16 protein-coding genes are annotated in these 14862 nt (G+C 36.2%); all 16 read right to left on the bottom strand.

What is annotated here, in order from left to right:
• Positions 1-77: 77 nt before the first annotated feature.
• Positions 78-1076 carry a sensor histidine kinase gene (locus HMPREF3103_RS00590; RefSeq protein ID WP_070436806.1) on the bottom strand — a complete coding sequence of 333 codons (999 nt, stop codon included), beginning with the start codon at positions 1074-1076 and terminating at the stop codon, positions 78-80.
• Positions 1073-1756, bottom strand: a complete 684-nt coding sequence (locus HMPREF3103_RS00585; RefSeq protein WP_070436804.1) for a response regulator transcription factor — start codon at positions 1754-1756, stop codon at positions 1073-1075. Before HMPREF3103_RS00585 ends, HMPREF3103_RS00590 begins: the two co-directional genes overlap by 4 nt.
• A gap of 61 nt (positions 1757-1817) precedes the next feature.
• Complete coding sequence (locus HMPREF3103_RS00580; RefSeq protein WP_070436803.1) at positions 1818-2486, bottom strand: adenosine kinase family protein; 669 nt, start codon at positions 2484-2486, stop codon at positions 1818-1820.
• Positions 2487-2613: 127 nt separating this feature from the next.
• Positions 2614-3258, bottom strand: coding sequence for a hypothetical protein (locus tag HMPREF3103_RS00575; RefSeq protein WP_083278675.1), 645 nt, complete (start codon positions 3256-3258; stop codon positions 2614-2616).
• Between the two features lie 200 nt (positions 3259-3458).
• The gene (locus tag HMPREF3103_RS00570) at positions 3459-3779 is read right to left on the bottom strand and encodes a hypothetical protein (RefSeq protein WP_070436801.1); all 321 of its coding nucleotides are present in this window, start codon (positions 3777-3779) and stop codon (positions 3459-3461) included.
• A 14-nt stretch (positions 3780-3793) separates the two neighbouring features.
• Entirely contained in the window at positions 3794-4195 is a 402-nt protein-coding gene (locus HMPREF3103_RS00565; protein ID WP_070436799.1) for a hypothetical protein, read from the bottom strand.
• A 6-nt stretch (positions 4196-4201) separates the two neighbouring features.
• On the bottom strand, positions 4202-5440 hold the full coding sequence (locus tag HMPREF3103_RS00560) for a Tle-like phospholipase domain-containing protein (RefSeq protein ID WP_070436797.1): 1239 nt from the start codon (positions 5438-5440) through the stop codon (positions 4202-4204).
• 15 nt (positions 5441-5455) lie between these two features.
• Positions 5456-6100, bottom strand: a complete 645-nt coding sequence (locus HMPREF3103_RS00555) for a hypothetical protein (protein ID WP_070436795.1) — start codon at positions 6098-6100, stop codon at positions 5456-5458.
• A 438-nt stretch (positions 6101-6538) separates the two neighbouring features.
• Positions 6539-8095 (bottom strand): bifunctional metallophosphatase/5'-nucleotidase, encoded by a 1557-nt coding sequence (locus tag HMPREF3103_RS00550; RefSeq protein WP_070436793.1) that lies wholly within the window; start codon positions 8093-8095, stop codon positions 6539-6541.
• 176 nt (positions 8096-8271) lie between these two features.
• Positions 8272-8649, bottom strand: a complete 378-nt coding sequence (locus tag HMPREF3103_RS00545; RefSeq protein ID WP_371440373.1) for a DUF1697 domain-containing protein — start codon at positions 8647-8649, stop codon at positions 8272-8274.
• A complete protein-coding gene (locus tag HMPREF3103_RS09720; protein WP_371440374.1) occupies positions 8646-8759 on the bottom strand; it encodes a DUF1697 domain-containing protein in 114 nt (37 codons plus the stop codon). Before HMPREF3103_RS09720 ends, HMPREF3103_RS00545 begins: the two co-directional genes overlap by 4 nt.
• Before the next feature lie 560 nt (positions 8760-9319).
• On the bottom strand, positions 9320-10615 hold the full coding sequence (locus HMPREF3103_RS00540; protein WP_070436790.1) for an extracellular solute-binding protein: 1296 nt from the start codon (positions 10613-10615) through the stop codon (positions 9320-9322).
• A 27-nt stretch (positions 10616-10642) separates the two neighbouring features.
• A complete protein-coding gene (locus tag HMPREF3103_RS00535) occupies positions 10643-11935 on the bottom strand; it encodes an MBL fold metallo-hydrolase (protein ID WP_070436788.1) in 1293 nt (430 codons plus the stop codon).
• Positions 11919-12737, bottom strand: coding sequence for a carbohydrate ABC transporter permease (locus HMPREF3103_RS00530; RefSeq protein ID WP_005606183.1), 819 nt, complete (start codon positions 12735-12737; stop codon positions 11919-11921). Before HMPREF3103_RS00530 ends, HMPREF3103_RS00535 begins: the two co-directional genes overlap by 17 nt.
• A 1-nt stretch (position 12738) precedes the next feature.
• The gene (locus tag HMPREF3103_RS00525; protein WP_070436786.1) at positions 12739-13614 is read right to left on the bottom strand and encodes a carbohydrate ABC transporter permease; all 876 of its coding nucleotides are present in this window, start codon (positions 13612-13614) and stop codon (positions 12739-12741) included.
• Complete coding sequence (locus tag HMPREF3103_RS00520; protein WP_070436784.1) at positions 13614-14690, bottom strand: ABC transporter ATP-binding protein; 1077 nt, start codon at positions 14688-14690, stop codon at positions 13614-13616. Before HMPREF3103_RS00520 ends, HMPREF3103_RS00525 begins: the two co-directional genes overlap by 1 nt.
• Between the last annotated feature and the right edge of the window lie 172 nt (positions 14691-14862).

The raw sequence follows: 14862 nt of genomic DNA, 5'->3' as shown, positions 1-14862 counted from the left end.
TGTCATCGTTAATGTTTATGAAATTTCCCATTGCACGAAGAACACAAAATAAAAAAGAAGGGATACTTTTCCCTTCTCTAATCTTTGACTTGTAAACCTTCTTTAGGAATCTGAATATGAATCGCGGTTCCTTCTCCAACAGTAGAATCGACGCTTAAAGTAACTCCTAATTTCTTTGCAATTTCACTAGATAAATAGAGCCCTAGTCCAGTCGATTGATGATTGACTCTTCCATTAAATCCACTAAATCCTCTTTCAAAAATTCGAGTTTGATCATGAGAGGCAATTCCAATTCCTGTATCTTTAATGGTTAGTACATCCTTATCGAAAGTCATCTCAATCCTTCCCCCATCCGGAGTATACTTAACCGCATTGGACAATACTTGCTCCACAATGACCCCTAGCCATTTCTTATCCGTTACGACTACTTCATCAATAGGAATATATTGTAATTTCAACTTCTTATGAATGAAGAATGTGGCGTATTTTTTGATGACAGGATGTAGTATTTCATCCAGCTTCACTTTTTGTAAATCCAAATCTCTATGGAAAGTTTCCATCCGTACATAGTGAAGCGCCAATTCCGTGTAGGCTGTAATTCGCACCAACTCTTGTTCCAACATGGACTTTTCTGCAGTTTGAGGAAGGTTCCGAATTAAGAGTTGACTGGACGCAATACTCGTTTTAATCTGGTGCGCCCAAAGCGTGTAATAATCAATATCTTCTTTTCTACTTTGTTGCATTTTGGTCTTTAACTGCTGCATTTCTTGCGTTAAATCTTGATTCTTTTCAAAGAGAAGATGGATCATAGGAGAAAATTCTTCTTCCAAGGATCTCGCTTGCTGATTCAAAGCTTTCACCATGCTTTTATATTTTCTCCAGCCATGCCAGAGCAAAATAAACAAAATAAAGCATAGGAACAATCCTAATAAAAATAAATAGTAAAAAGCTCCTGTACTGCTCCAGTTAAACACCAATGCAAATATCGCCGAAAACACTTCGATACATCCAAACGAAATCATTAAAGTATGGTGTGACTTGAGCCATTGAATACTAAAATCTTTTTTTGTCATCATTGAATTTCTTCCGCCATTCCATACCCAATTCCCTTTTTAGTCGTGATGAGATTTGCTAAACCAATTTCAGCCAGCTTTTTACGAAGTCTCGCAACTGTCACTGAAAGTGTATTATCATCTACAAATAAATCACTATTCCACAGTTGATTCATCAACTCTTCTCTAGTTGCGATATCCCCTTGTTTCTCAAACAAGACTCTTAGAACAATTAATTCATTTTTAGAGAGATCCATTTCCTCTCCATTAAAACCTACTTTTGTGCTTGCTAATTGAAGGGTTGCACCTTTATACTCTATCCAGTCTTTCTGCTGTACAAATTCATAACTTCTACGCATCATTCCTTGAATCTTTGCTACAAGAACACTGGGTTCAAACGGTTTTGTCATATAGTCATCTGCACCCATATTAATCGACATCACAATGTCCATCGGTTGATCGTGAGAGGATAAAAACATGATGGGCACTTGAGAGACTTTACGAATCTCTTGGCACCAATAATAACCATTAAAAAACGGCAATGTAATATCGAGAATGACCAACTGCGGATTCACAGATAAAAATTGAGTATATACCTGAGAAAAATCTTCTACAGCGACAACTTCATAATTCCATTTTTCTAACTCGGATACCACCGCATCACGAATGACTTTTTCATCTTCTACAATCATAATTGTTTGCATATACTCACCTCGCTTTTATTGTAACATCTTTCTAATTCTCAGAAAACCATCGACTTTCCTCTTACCTAATTTCTCGTATCATTTCCCATAAAGTCGTTATATTATCTTGGTGCACTCCAATTTCATATAAAAAACCTTTGGACTCATCGTGCCCGAAAATAGAAAAATCTATCGGTTGCGATTCGTCTATCCCCAAAATTCGATTAACCACTGGAAGCTGAATATTATATTCTAGATAAAATGAGTTATCTCCTGTAGGACTTTCTTCTCTATTCGTATAATGATTCGAATGCAATTTTGCCTTTCGTAACATCTCTTGATTCAATTGCAATTCCTGAAATAAGAACTTCCCTTGTGGCCAGAGTTTTTTAGCTTCTTCCTCATTTTCAAAAACAAACTTGCCATCCACATATTGGAACGTCTGACTGATTTCCTCTTCCTTAGTTTTAGAATTGATTTGCTTCATCGTACCGATAAATGGTTTTCCTTTTTCCTTCGCCTTAAGATAAACAAATACCGTTGAGTCCCCTACGACACGCGACTGACTCACAGTAAATCCATTCGGAAACTGCTCAAATAATTCTTCAATATTTTCTGTTGGATAAACCCGGCTCAATTCTTTCCCAGAAAGCTCTTCAAGATACCCACGACTTGTGTGATCCACGCATCCCACTAATAACGTCACGCATAACATCAATAGCCCAATCCACGACCATTTCTTTAACTTCACACACAAAACCTCACTTTGCAATTCAATGCCTTCATCATACCATATCCCACCTTCACCACCACATTCCCTAACAAAATCCTAAACTTTGCAACAAAAAAGAATTAAGCGAAGTTGCTTAATTCCCTTCTTACTCTTCAATTCGTTCCCTAAATGTAAAGCCACTATCTAACTTGACTGACAGCGTGTAGTAGTATCTCTTATTTGCATTGCTACCGTGTAAGCCTAATGTGACTTGTTGTTTCTTTTCTAGTCCAAGGAACTCATTTATTTGTTCATTCTTAACAACATATTCTATTTCAAAGCTACCGTTATTACCGTTGTAGTAAGTATCCTTTAGCTTAAATTTCGAAAGAATGTCTGTATTCAATGTCATTTCTTGGAATAAAAACTTTTCTAATGGCCAAAGCTTTCTCGCCTCTTCTTCATTATCATATGAATACTTTCCTTTATCATACGTAACTGCGATTGTCTTTTCCTCAGCGCCACTTTTTATATCGATTTGTTTTATTGTTCCCTCTATTGGTTTCCCCTTCTCAACCCCGTCTAATTCTATATCAATGAATTTACCTTCCAAACGGTAAGATTGATAAATCGTAAACCCATTAGGAAACTGCTCAAATAAATCTTCTAAGTTTTTCGTTGGATACACTCGACTGATTGGAATCCCAATTCGCTCTTCCAAATATTCTCGGCTATCTCTTCCTTCACATCGAAACAACACAAAGATTATCGCAAAAAACATTGCAATATAAAATACCTTTTTTCCTTTCATACTCGGATCCTCTCTACATGACCTTTTGTTTTAATCATATCATACTTTACAAACGAAACGATACACCCTTATCAAAATCTCATTTCCAATTTCACAAATACTATTCCTATCTATAACAAAACTTTAAAATGTAAAGAAAAAGAATTAAGCAAAGTCGCTTAATTCCTTTCTTACTCTTCAATTAACATTTTATTGACATTCTATAATCTTAACCATTTCTCGTTTTCGTGCTCAATGGATTGAGTAATAGCCTTTGAAAATTGCCCTTTAATTTCTTCATCAATTTCTGAATTGATTTTACGGATTTCTTGATTTGCTTTTTCTCCAATCTTTGAAAGAGCAATATTATATTCTTCTAAATAGCGATTTCTTATTTCTATTCTCCTAGGTGCGTAAATTAAGCGCACTAATAGTTTATCAAATACTTTAGCTAGTGTCGGAAGTCCATGATATACATCACCTGGAAATTGATTATATATTTGATTCATAGTACGTTCTGCTTCATCAGAAAATCTAAACATTTTTTCTCCTCTTATTATTCTTCAGTATTTAGCTTTCGAAATTTGTTTTGTAATTCTTCAATTTGCATTTCTTGCACACGAATCGTTTCTCTATAACGAACATATAAATCATCAACATTATTTTCGACAGCTTGTCTTCTGAGTACAAATTGGTTCTTATTAGCTTCAGAGTAGGCATTAAAAATTTGTTTTAATCTATTTAACTCTTCTTCACTATCTTCATTATCTTTTTTTAAATCATAAATAACTCTGTCATATTTATCTTCTAACCATCTAGAAATAGATTTTTCAAAATCCATTAATTCACTCAACTCATTTTCAAGTTTCTTTTTTTCTTTATTAAACTTATCTTTTATATCATCTAATCTCAAATAGGCTTCTTTCATTTTTATGACTACTTCATCTTTATCATTCATCACTGGTTATCCTTCTAATGTAAACATATTTTCTAATTCTTTATCTTTTTCAATCAAAGCCTGAATGCCAGTATCAAGATTAGTTTTTAATCTATTAAATGCATCCACAATATTTCGGACTTCTTTTTCCTTGTCACTACAACGACGAGAAATTTCACCAACAATCGAGTCATAATGAACTCCTGCTTCTGCAAAGGCTGATAATAATTCATCTGGACTTAGACTCAATCCTAAATTAGAATTTGTTAAAGAATCATACAAACTCTGTGCTTTATATTGAGTCCCTTCCCCCGAATGTTCTATTAGTTCTAACGATGAAGTTGACACATTAATTAATCCCTCTGAAAGAATTTTCGCTTGCATTGCATCTAGATAAATCAATTGAGAACTTGTTACCCCTTCGAGGCTAATAGAATTAGAATTGGCAAAGGATCTTTTTTTCTTCTTTAGAGATTGCATCCTACTACTTACCATTTCTATTGTCGAAACCAATTGTTCTTCTGTATTAATAATTCGTAATATATTTGCAACTTGTTCATCATTTTCCACAATAGGGTCTAATCCATGTTCACTCAAAATTGGCAGAGTAAATTTATCTCCTACAAATACGCCATTGGAATTTTCACTAATGTTTGTTAACGGATCATTTTTTGCAACGATACGAACAATTCTACCAGTATAGTTCGCAATATCCTCATTTATTTGATTAATATTTTGAGAAACTATGGGACTAATTTTTATTTGAATCCCTTTCATATAAAGCGGAGCTGAATTATAGACTATGGCCATCTTAGAATTGTACCTAAGCGCAACACGCATTGCGACGTTCCCACCAAGAGAATGACCAGTTGGAATTAAATTCTCAGCACCATATTTTTCTGCTAGTTTTTCATAGAATTTGAATGCAGGCGGATAGTGAAACCCTGTTCCTAAGAAAATACCTGAAGCATCGGCATAAATATCTTCCCCTGCATTCCCATCCAGATTGGTCCCAGTATAAGAAACAATTATCTTACCAGTATTTTTGTCACGAAAAGCCGTTCCACTTGTCCCTGTTACCTTATCATAAAAATCATCAAGATATTCTAAATTCTCTGGAATTTTTTTGTTTAAGTTCACTCTTTTAATTACAACAGAGATATCTTGTTCTTTTGGATTAGCAACTCTGTCTTTTTCAAATTCATATGAAAGATTAGAACCATCTAAAGAAGGTATCAAACTTCCAGTTTCTTGAACTCTCCCCATAACTTACCTCCTGCATTAGTCACTAATTCGCTCTATAAATATTAAATTACTACCTACCTCAACTGAAAGTGAGTAGTAATAACCTCTATTCGCATTGCTGCCATGGAATCCCAATGTGACTTGTTGTTGGTTATCCAAATCAAGAAATTGGTTTATTTGTTCATTCTTACCGACATATTCTAAATCAAAGCTACCATTATTATCATTGTAATGGGTTTTCTTCAGTTTAAATTTCGAAAGAATTTCTTTATTCAATGTCATCTTTTGGAATAAAAATTTTTCTACTGGTAAAAGTTTTCTTGCTGCTTCTTCGTTGTCATACAAGAATTTCCCCTCATAATACTTGACTGGAATTTTCTCTTCCTCAGCTCCACTTTTTCTATTTATTTGTTTTATTGTTCCTTCTAAAGGTTTTCCTTTTTCAATTCCTTCTAATTCAAAATCAATAATTCTATCTTCAAACAGATAAGATTGTTCAATCAAAAAACCATTAGGAAATTGCTCAAATAAATCTTCCAAGTTTTTCGTTGGATACACTCGACTAATTTGATTCCCTATTCTGTCCTCTAAGTATGCTCTACTATTTCTTCCGCTACACCCAAAAAGAATCATTAACAATACCCCCAATAAACTAAATTTAATAAATCTTTTCACTATCATACAGAACTCCTCTCTTGTTGAGTTTGTTGCTTTAATCTTATCACACTTCACAAAAAACACAATATATCATCATAAACACTTTTCATTATTCTAGACCCTCTCCTGTCTTCCCCATCTATCAACAATATTTAATATCCAAGATTAGAATTCCTAAGCTACAAGTTATAAGATTTCCCTCATTTCGAATGAAGGAATACTTGCACTCACTTCATCGAAGCAACACAACAACGTTAAGACACACAAAAAAAGCTACGCGGTTTCGGATAACATAGTAACCATTATAGCGATGAGTAATCGATGCGAATTATGGATGGTTGGAAATTCATTTCCTACCATCCGTTTGAGGCTCGATAGGACTGAGACCTTGGCTCAATCCGGTACAGCTATTATGGCTACTATGTGTTTATCCGAAAATAAAGCGTAGCTTTTTCATATTTTTTATTCCACCACAGTCTTAAAGTTGTTGTTGACGGTTGCTTCGATGACTGGATGTTTGCGCAAGTATTCCGCAATGAGCTCCGTCATGTCAATCTGCACCTCACGCACAATCTTCTCCGGCTTAAACATACTATAGTTTCCGCCACCGACTGCACGATATTGATTTGCCACCACTTCTAATTCATCAGCCGGTTGAACTGGTTTTCCATGATAGTCTAAACGTGTGACACGGTCTCCAAATGGTCTTGTAAAGTCTAAAGTGTACTCGATTCCTTCATACATATCATAGTTGTAGAATTGAGGTTTTGGCTCCACATATTTAGGATTGAAGACTGCCTTTCCATTTTCAACAATGAAATAAGTAGCTACTCGTTCAAGAGCCGCTTTCAAGTCCGCCCCGCTCACTTTTAGAACAGCTAATGTATTTGGATAAATGTAGTTTGTAATCACGTCACGCATGCGAATTTCAGAATTAAACCCACGTCCATCATTATTAAATAACGCCGTTCCTGAAATATCCGCACCACTGGCATCCATTTGAACTTTGTTAATGAACTCAACATATGGATGTTCTTTTAAACGCGCTTCGTGAGGATCTTTAATCGTCATATCCCCGACTACTGTTCCAACAGTTGTGTCTAGCCAATCTTCCACTTCTGCTTGTAAGTCGCTAAACATTTCTACAACTTTAGGATCTGCTGGAACTTCTTCAGTTGGGTGAAGTTTTGCTTCGCTTGAAACAACAGTATACTTCCCGTCTACTTTTTCTACTTCTAGGCTGATTTCACCCACATATGCTCCGCGGTATCCCGGTTGAATCACTGGAATCCCATTCACTTTTTGTGCAATCACACGGTGTTGGTGTCCAGTCACTAAGGCATCGATTCCTTCTACTTGAGTCGCAATCGCATACCCTTCGTTTTCTCCCGTTAATAGTTCGGTTGGATCCCCACATGAAAGGTCGCATTCAAACCCGCCGTGGTAAGTTACCACAACAACATCCGCCACTTTACGCATTTCTGGAACGTACTTCTTCGCTGTTTCTAACGCGCTCACGAATACTAAATCTTTCACCGTTGCAGGTTGTTCCCAATTTGGAATATAGGGCGTTGTAATCCCTAGAACAGCGACTTTTACACCTTCTTTTTCAAACACCTTGTATGGCTCCCCAAAGGCAGGCTTACCGTCTTTTGTTAAAATGTTCGCGCAAAGAATTGGATGGTTATAAGACGCAATCGCTTCTCTTAAGTAGTCTAGCCCATAGTTGAACTCGTGGTTCCCTAGAATTCCTAAATCATAACCTAAGTAATTTAATACTTTTGTTAAATCTGCTGCTACTTTTGCATCATTTTTACGTACATAATAGCTTAAAGGCGACCCTTGAATAAAGTCTCCATTTTCAATTTGGATTACTGGCCCTTTTGCTTCTTGTTTTAATCGTTGAATAACCGTCGCAGCCTTTGCGGTACTGAATCCTAAATCCAAGTTTCTTTCAGTATAATTCGTTGGCAATACATACCCATGCATATCACTTGTTTCAATAATTTTTATTTCCATAATGCGCCTCTACTTTCTACAAATTCACAGATTATTGTACCATAAAAAAGCCCCGTCATAAAGGCACTTCCTTCTACTCCATATCTGACTTGCGTTACGATTTTTCTTCCATTTTAAATAAAAAAACAGTAAATTCATCGACTTACTGTTTTCAAACTATTTTACTTCTATAAACATTACTGTTCTTTTTGCAGTAGTTCTGCAATTTTATCAAAGGTCTTGCCGTTTCGAATGGTAATCGTCTTATAAAAAGGTTGCTTCAACAACTTCTTATGATAAGTCGTCTTCAAAAACTCCCCTTCATCAATCTTAGCCCAAAAGACTGCATTCTTTCCGATATACACTTTTTCATTATAAAGCTCAGAATTTTTTGCAAATTCAACGACCTCATCCGAATTTGTCCCCTGAGAATAAAACAAAATATCTTTTCTAGCAAATTCTTCGTTCCACCACTCTGGAAGATTTGCAATTTCTTCTAAATAAGTTTCTTTTGAAAGTAACACAAACGGAGTCGAGAAGTCATAATTCTTTTCTAATAATTTTTCGACTTTCAAAACGATTTTTCCATACTCTCTCTACTTGTAAAAAATAAATTCCCACTATTAATGTACGAATCTACTTCGCTGAAGCCTTCACTCTTTAATAGTTCCTTCAGCTCACTCATTACGACTTTATTTTTTCCTCCAACATTGATGCCTCTTAATAAAAGTACATAACGCATCCTACTCACCTCTCCTATCGCCCCATTATAACATACTCTCCATAAAAGACACTCATCCCATCCTGCACCGGTCCGTCGTGAATGAGGAACACAATCTAAAGAACGCCACACAACTTTCCTCAGCTTTGTTGTGTGGAATTCCCCTCAGGAGGCTTTTAGGTGTATACCAAAAACGTCCATTGCGATAGAAACAGCGGTTTTGTTGAAAGATTAGTGAGAACATCCATTGAATGCGAATTAGAGACACTTACGATTTTATTCGTTAGTGTCTCTTTGAGGCTTCAAAGACGAGAGACAGGCGGCTCGAGTCGGTGGCTCACTAATTCTCTTTCAACATCAAAAACCGACTGTTTCTAAAGCAATCTCTCCTCTCACCCAATACCCCTAAAAGCCTCCCCCGAAGGGGCAATACACGCCCAGCACTAATTATGTCCACACAAAAAGCCTGAGGAAAATTCCCTAGGCTTTCGTTGTGATTGTGTTGTGAATGAACTTATATGTGATTATTGATTCCACGCAGCATCAAATTGCGCTTTAGAATCTTGAATTAATTGATCCACATTGCCATTTTGAGTTGCAAAGATTTTTTCTAGAATCGTACGAACTTCAGCATATGCAGGATCTGAGTTTTCAACTACAGGAATTGAGAATAAGTTCTTAGTAGCATCTGCTAAGATAGCAGGAACTTTAGAACCTGATTTCTTGTATTCATCTTTTTCTAACACTGAAGCAACTGTTGGCATGTAACCTGTTTTTTGTGCCCAGTATAATTGAGATTCAGCTGAAGATAAGAATTTCAAGTATAAGAATGCTGCTGTACGTTGTTCTTCAGTAGTAGAACCTTCGAACATGTAAATGTCAGTACCTTGTTGTAAGTTGAATTTATCAGGACGTGGAGCTACACCGTATTCGTATCCAGCTTCTTTAGCACCTTTAGCTACAAATGATTCACCAGCTGTTGAACCAACATACATTGCTACTTTTTTGTTTTGGAATGGTCCTGATAAGTATTTATCTGAACCAGCTGTACGGAAGTATCCGTCACGAATTCCGTCTGCATAGTATTTAACAACTTCTTTTGAAGCATCACTTGTGAAGTCTAATTCTTTAGTGAAGTCAACGCCTTTGTTCTTCATACCAATTGCATAGTAGTTATTTAATGAGTCGAAACCAGCACCCACAACTTCGTGGTTTGATTTTTCGTAAATTGTTTTAGCGGCTTCTTTTAATTCATCTAAAGTAGTTGGAACTTTAACACCGTATTCTTTTAATAAATCTGCATTGTAGAATAATACTTCTGTAGATTTGTTGAATGGGATACCGTATTGTACTCCGTTGATTCGAGCACCTTCCATTAAGTCTGAACGAATTTCTTCACCTTTCTTGAATCCGATTGTTTCGTTTTCAATATATGGTTTGAAATCTACTAACGAATCTTGACTCGCAGCATTGAATAACCAGTTAGGATATGCTTGAGTGATTGTTGGTAAATCTTTTGGTGAAGTTAAAGTTGAGTTGATTTTAGCTTGTAAATCTTTATAAGTAGATTGGTTTTGTAACTCTACTTTAATATTTGGGTTAGCTTTCATGAAGTCTTCTGTTAATTTTTGAAGAGCTTTTTCAAGCTGACCGTTCATGGCATGCCAGAAAGTGATTGTTGTTTCTGATTTAACCTCTGTTACGATATCTTTTTTAGTTTCAGCTTGTTGTGAGCCGTTTGATGAGTTAGCTCCACATGCTGTTAACGCTACAACTGATGCTGTTGCTAGTGTCGCTTTTACTAAAGATTTGAATTTCATTTTTCTTCTCCTTTTGTTATATAGTTTTTACAACACAATTTTTTCGCCGCGATACGGCAATATTCTTTTGCCATACGGATTTTCCAAAAGTTCTGGTTTTAACGTATGGATTGGAATCAAACACTTAGGCTCAATCATCGCAATAATTCGGTCTAAATCTTCCGGTTTTGCGTGACCTGAGCAAGCAAGGCGAATAAACTCAATGTTTTTTTCCGCCAATAAGTCCAGAAACGGTTGATAGTTCGGATCAAAGTCTCCTAGAGGCTGTGCATCACTATGAATGTATAAGCTTCCCTCTTGCAAGCGATCAAAATGATCCACCACTTGCCATAAGTACTCTGAAGTATCCTTTAATAACGTTTCGTATGGAATTTCTAATGCTGGATCTAGTTCTTCTAGTCGAGGCGCCCCTTCACGATAGTAGTAATGGGCTTCTTTTTGGAAGACTTCTTTAAGAAGTGCTGCCATTGTTGCTTCAAGAACAACAGTACGGCTTGTTCCTTCGACGATTTTCTCAAAACGACGAACATTTGCTGGATATCCATTAAAGGTAATTTGTCGATGTGGATTTTCTTTTTCTAGAAAAGCAATCTGACGAATCACATCTTCCTCAGTCTCCGGTTTGAAAGCTTCCACTTCTGCTGGACGGTCACCAAAACTGATAGAGACTCCTTCCATCATTAAAATGTCCGTATGTTTTGCTTTTTTACAAAACTCAATCGTATCTTCGGCATTATGCCCATGAAGTCTTAAATCACCGGTATACGTAATATGGTGGCCTGGTGTTTTGATGATTAAAGCAGCAGCCCCGTATGCATCATGGTCTACACGAACGATTTCTACTTCGATTTCTCCCACTTTAATCACATCACCAGCATCTAAGCCAATCATGTCTCTTGTAAATGACTCGTCTTCAAATGGTGATGGAAGCAAGAATACTCCGTTCCGATTGAGCGAGTTCACAATCATTTTCGTTTCCTTCAATGTATATAAAGGAATATTTGGGTCTAAATAATTCAACATTCTCGTATGGTCTAGATGCGCATGTGAGATAAAGACAGCCGTATTGGCGTAGTCTTTATCTTCATCTCCTTCATATTTGTAAGGAATTCTTGCATCATAAACATTTTTTAAATGTGGAATGACTCTATGATTTACGAGCGTTTGTACCGATTCATCGGTCAATTCTAATTTTGGGAGGAATTCTGTTCCAAAGTCGAAAAAGATATGGCTATCTTTATAAGCAACTTCAATGACAGTCCCACCAATGGTTAAAATTCCACTATGAAAGGTAATCGTTGTTTTATCCTTTGATACCATTCTTCGCTACCCCTCTAATAATTTCTTTTCGGAATACGAAGTAAATTAACAGAATAGGGATAACCGTTAAAGTAGCAGCGGCCATTTGTAGGTGAACGTCACTTCCGGCTTCTGTTGTGAAGGCAGAAAGACCATTGTTCAATAGACGGAATTCTTTCGTATTTGTAACCAATAATGGCCATAGGAATGAATTCCAGCTTTGGATAAATGTTAAAATCCCTACTGTTACCAATGCTGGTTTACACATTGGCACTAAAATGCGACGGATATATTCCAAATCACTGGCACCGTCAATTTTAGCAGCCTTGTAGAATGTACTTGGGATTCCTTTTAAGTATCCGTTTAAGTAGTAAATATAGAAGATACTTGTTAAAAACGGAATGATTAACGCAATATAAGTGTTTAACAACCCTAATTGAGCGATTGTTTGGTAGTTTGTAAAGATGATTGATTCATACGGAACCATTAATAATGAAACTAAAATCATCATTACAATATTTTTTCCTTTGAACTGTAAGCTTGTGACAGCAAAGGCTGCTAGTAACGAAGTAGTGACCGTAGCCACTGTTGTAAATAGAGACACGAATAATGTGTTTCCAAAGTAACGTAAGAACGGCGCACGGCTAAATACTTCTAGGTAGTTACTAAATTGGAATGAACTAGGAATAAATGATGGCGGAATGCTTGTTGCTTCTGCGTACGTCATTAACCCAGTCATAATCATATAAATAAATGGGAATACTGTAATTAACGCTAAGAAAATTAATAGCGCAACCGAAAATCCATTAAATACTTTTTTCATCTTATCCCTCCGCCTTTCTTAGGAATTTGTTTTGGAGGAATGTTGCAAAAAGAATGATTGCAAATAAGATTACAGTTGCTGCCATGGCAACCCCTGGTCTTCCTGCCACATGGAATTTATCGTAAATATAGTACACAGCAGTTGTTGCTGAGTTGGCTGTACCAGCACTTCCTCCGAACAACGCATAAACTTGAGTATACACTTTGAATGCCCCAATTAAGTTTACTGTGGATAAGAAGGCAATTGTAGGTACTAATTGAGGGAAAGTAATACGCCAGAAGATTTCACGATCTGTTGCACCAAACATTTTTGCAATTTTGAAATGCTCTGAATCGATGTTTCTTAACCCTGCTAACAAAATAATGATATTGAACGCTAAACTTGTCCATACCCCAAAAATAATTAATGTTGGCATGCTCATATTTACATTATCAAGCCAGTTAACAGCTGGAATACCAATCAAACCTAAGAAGAAATTGATAATCCCGTAGTCTCCATTGAAGAAGTAACGGAATACAATCCCGATAGCGATTGTACTTGTAACATATGGCATGAAGAAGATAGTTTCAAAGAAACTCTTATGTTTAATCTTCTCAAAAATAATCCACGCAACGACCACTGAAATCAGTAGCGCAACGGGTACAACCGCGAATGCATATAATGCAGTGTTCATAAGTGCTTTATGGAAAACTGGATCTGAGATTACTTTTTGGTAATTGTCCAAACCTGTATATTGTAATTTTAATAGTGACCCTTTTTGGAAACTCATCCAGAACGAACGAAGTAATGGATAAATATTAAATAAGAGAATCACTCCTAAAGATGGGAGAAGGAAGAACCAAGCTTTAGGTTGGTTTTCTGGATTATATTTTTTCATTAGTAAACACGCGCTCCATCTTTATCAAATAAGAAGATTTTGTGTTTTAGAATGTTAAATGCAAGTGTGTCTCCTTCTTCAATCTTATGTTCCACACTTACGATTGATTTCAAGTATTGTTCGCCTAATGGGAAGTGAAGAATACGTTCACGTCCGATTAACTCAACTCCACTGATCGTTGTAGAGAATAAACCTTCTCCTTCAGCAGCTGGAACTACGTCTTCTGGACGCATTCCTAAAAAGTAATGTCCATCTGCTAATTCTTGACGTTTGCGGTCTTGTGATAATTCAGAAGTTGGTAAGTTGAATGATGGGTGAGTAATCACACCGTCTTTAATTTCCACTTCTGTAATATTGATGATTGGGTTACCGATGAATTTCGCAACAAATAAGTTACTTGGTTCTAGGTATAAGTTTTGTGGGTCATCATGTTGTTGAATGTACCCTTCGTTTAAAAGAATGATTTTATCTGAGATAGATAATGCTTCTTCTTGGTCGTGCGTTACGAAGATTGTTGTGATTCCTACTTCTTTTACAAGACGACGGATTTCTTCACGGATTTTCAAACGTAAACGAGCATCCAAGTTACTTAACGGCTCATCTAGTAAGAGCACTTCAGGTTTTTGAACAAGTGCACGAGTGATGGCCACACGTTGTTGTTGTCCCCCTGATAAAGTACCAGGTTTTTTACCTGCTAACTCTTCAATGTTCGTTAATTGCATATATTCTTCTGCAATTTTTTGAGCTTCTTCTTTAGAAATTTTATTTTTCCCAACAGTTAATGGGAACATAATGTTCTCTAACACTGTCATATGCGGATATAACGCATAGTTTTGGAATACGAATCCAATGTTACGGTCTTTTGGTTCTGTCGTAACAACTGACTCTCCTTTAAATTGGATGTCTCCCCCAGTAGGTGATAATAATCCCGCGATTAAATTTAAAATTGTTGATTTCCCGCATCCACTAGGACCTAGTAAACATACTAAATCTCCTTGTTCAATTGAGAAATTTACTGACTTCAATGCTTCAAAGCCGTTATCGAATACTTTGTTTAAGTCAATAACATCGATCATGACTAATCCTCCAGTTTTATTTACTTCAATACATTCTATTCTACCATGTTTTTTAGTTTCTGAAAACCGAAATCTTGTTTTTTTTGAAAGCTTTTTATTGTGGACAGTTATCCTGTTTTTGAGCACATAAAAAGGACAAGAAATGTACTGACCCCAAAAAGTTAGACAATTA

The sequence above is a fragment of the Granulicatella sp. HMSC30F09 genome (assembly GCF_001806915.1).
In the GTDB taxonomy this organism is placed as follows: domain Bacteria; phylum Bacillota; class Bacilli; order Lactobacillales; family Aerococcaceae; genus Granulicatella; species Granulicatella adiacens.
Note: the sequence above shows the minus strand (reverse complement) of the source record. Positions and strands in the feature narration are given on the sequence as shown.

Excerpts from the sequence above, each read along its gene's own strand:
- HMPREF3103_RS00530 (WP_005606183.1), bottom strand. The coding sequence starts at position 12,737 with ATGAAAAAAGTATTTAATGGATTTTCGGTTGCGCTATTAATTTTCTTA.
- HMPREF3103_RS00585 (WP_070436804.1), bottom strand. The coding sequence starts at position 1,756 with ATGCAAACAATTATGATTGTAGAAGATGAAAAAGTCATTCGTGATGCG.
- HMPREF3103_RS00550 (WP_070436793.1), bottom strand. The coding sequence starts at position 8,095 with ATGGAAATAAAAATTATTGAAACAAGTGATATGCATGGGTATGTATTG.
- HMPREF3103_RS00590 (WP_070436806.1), bottom strand. The coding sequence starts at position 1,076 with ATGATGACAAAAAAAGATTTTAGTATTCAATGGCTCAAGTCACACCAT.
- HMPREF3103_RS00565 (WP_070436799.1), bottom strand. The coding sequence starts at position 4,195 with ATGAATGATAAAGATGAAGTAGTCATAAAAATGAAAGAAGCCTATTTG.
- HMPREF3103_RS00520 (WP_070436784.1), bottom strand. The coding sequence starts at position 14,690 with ATGATCGATGTTATTGACTTAAACAAAGTATTCGATAACGGCTTTGAA.
- HMPREF3103_RS00570 (WP_070436801.1), bottom strand. The coding sequence starts at position 3,779 with ATGTTTAGATTTTCTGATGAAGCAGAACGTACTATGAATCAAATATAT.
- HMPREF3103_RS00555 (WP_070436795.1), bottom strand. The coding sequence starts at position 6,100 with ATGATAGTGAAAAGATTTATTAAATTTAGTTTATTGGGGGTATTGTTA.
- HMPREF3103_RS00560 (WP_070436797.1), bottom strand. The coding sequence starts at position 5,440 with ATGGGGAGAGTTCAAGAAACTGGAAGTTTGATACCTTCTTTAGATGGT.
- HMPREF3103_RS00535 (WP_070436788.1), bottom strand. The coding sequence starts at position 11,935 with ATGGTATCAAAGGATAAAACAACGATTACCTTTCATAGTGGAATTTTA.
- HMPREF3103_RS00540 (WP_070436790.1), bottom strand. The coding sequence starts at position 10,615 with ATGAAATTCAAATCTTTAGTAAAAGCGACACTAGCAACAGCATCAGTT.
- HMPREF3103_RS09720 (WP_371440374.1), bottom strand. The coding sequence starts at position 8,759 with ATGAGTGAGCTGAAGGAACTATTAAAGAGTGAAGGCTTCAGCGAAGTA.
- HMPREF3103_RS00525 (WP_070436786.1), bottom strand. The coding sequence starts at position 13,614 with ATGAAAAAATATAATCCAGAAAACCAACCTAAAGCTTGGTTCTTCCTT.
- HMPREF3103_RS00575 (WP_083278675.1), bottom strand. The coding sequence starts at position 3,258 with ATGAAAGGAAAAAAGGTATTTTATATTGCAATGTTTTTTGCGATAATC.